The sequence below is a fragment of the Shewanella sp. MM_2022_3 genome (genome assembly GCF_022557375.1).
GTDB classification, from domain to species: domain Bacteria; phylum Pseudomonadota; class Gammaproteobacteria; order Enterobacterales; family Shewanellaceae; genus Shewanella; species Shewanella xiamenensis.
In genome coordinates, this window is sequence record NZ_JAKZGV010000108.1 from 1 (window position 1) to 1,389 (window position 1,389).

Sequence of the window (1,389 nt, forward strand, 5' to 3'; positions counted from 1 at the left end):
AACCGCATTCGCTTTCGCTGTCTGCCGTGTCAGTGGATGCGCATTATAGGCAGCGAAACTTTTTGTGCAAGCGCTTTTTTCAGGTTTTTATGATTAATTTTCAAATAGATTGTTACACCCAAGCTAGGCACAGCCTACACACTTGTTATACCCAGAGTTATCCACACTGAGAAGGTTTAATGACTAGATTAAATAATTAATTACTCAACTTTAAGTTAAAAGAACTCACAGCTGTGCGTATTCAAAGTTAATTGTGAGGCTGATTTTTTTAGTCTCGATTGATATTTGGTTTCAGGACGAAGCCAGATTCGGCCTGCAAAATACAACGACATGCCTTTGGGCCCCTAAAGGCAGTAGACCAAGAGCGCTAAAACAGCAGCAGTTTGAATATGTGCACCTGTTCGGCGCAGTCTGTCCCGCAGCAGGAGAAACTGAAGCCATCATCACGCCATTCGCCAATAAGGACATCATGCACCAGCACCTGGAGCTAATTGCAAAACGCACCAAACCTGGCCGCCATGCAGTCGTGGTAATGGACGGTGCGGGTTGGCATACCAATGACATTGCTGCTGATATCCCTAACCTGTCGATCCTCAAACTGCCGCCATATTCCCCAGAACTAAACCCCATCAAACAGGTATGGAGTTGGCTGCGCTAACATTATCTCGCCAATCGCTGTTTTAAAGGATATGAGGACATAGTGGATGCCTGCAGCCAGGCATGGAACAGCTTTATCAGTTGTACAAAACGCGTGATAAAGATGTACTCTCGGGAATAGGCGAAGATGGCTGAGCTTTAATGCGGATTGGTATTAGCCATGATTGAACGCGAAGAAGCTTGTCTTCGTAGCGGGGGAACCCGCTTAGCGGCGGGGCGACCGCCATGGATGGTGGAAGTGTCAATATTGGAGATTGGAGGAACATTTATTGACCGATATCGAGGTAGTTTTTCGCGAAGCGTATAAACACAAAAGCCCTAGCGGTTTAGGCTAGGGCTTTTGTGTTTATTTAGGCACTTGGCGATGACCTACTCTCACATGGGGAGACCCCACACTACCATCGGCGCGATTGCGTTTCACTTCTGAGTTCGGGATGGGATCAGGTGGGACCACAATGCTATTGTCACCAAGCAAATTTTTATCTAGGACATGACACTAGACTATAATGGTGCTGATACCCAGAATCGAACTGGGGACCTCATCCTTACCAAGGATGCGCTCTACCGACTGAGCCATATCAGCAATTTCTTATCATCAATAGATGAAATTAGGCGCTTGGCGATGACCTACTCTCACATGGGGAGACCCCACACTACCATCGGCGCGATTGCGTTTCACTTCTGAGTTCGGGATGGGATCAGGTGGGACCACAATGCTATTGTCACCAAGCA

The 1,389-nt window shown here is 47.2% G+C and carries 1 tRNA gene, 2 rRNA genes and 1 pseudogene; 1 reads left to right on the plus strand and 3 read right to left on the minus strand.

The features are described 5' to 3' along the window. Nucleotides 1-277: 277 nt before the first annotated feature. Nucleotides 278-778: pseudogene (locus MMG82_RS21295) on the plus strand (IS630 family transposase); the annotation flags it as partial. A 235-nt stretch (nucleotides 779-1,013) separates the two neighbouring features. Here MMG82_RS21295 and rrf (MMG82_RS21300) read toward each other — a convergent pair. The 3 genes from rrf (MMG82_RS21300) to rrf (MMG82_RS21310) all read right to left on the minus strand — a co-directional run bounded on the left by rrf (MMG82_RS21300) (nucleotide 1,014) and on the right by rrf (MMG82_RS21310) (nucleotide 1,387). Continuing rightward, nucleotides 1,014-1,129, minus strand: a 5S ribosomal RNA gene (gene rrf, locus MMG82_RS21300). A gap of 35 nt (nucleotides 1,130-1,164) precedes the next feature. After that, nucleotides 1,165-1,240: transfer RNA gene (locus MMG82_RS21305), tRNA-Thr, on the minus strand. 31 nt (nucleotides 1,241-1,271) lie between these two features. Next, nucleotides 1,272-1,387 (minus strand): 5S ribosomal RNA (gene rrf, locus MMG82_RS21310). Nucleotides 1,388-1,389: the final 2 nt, after the last annotated feature.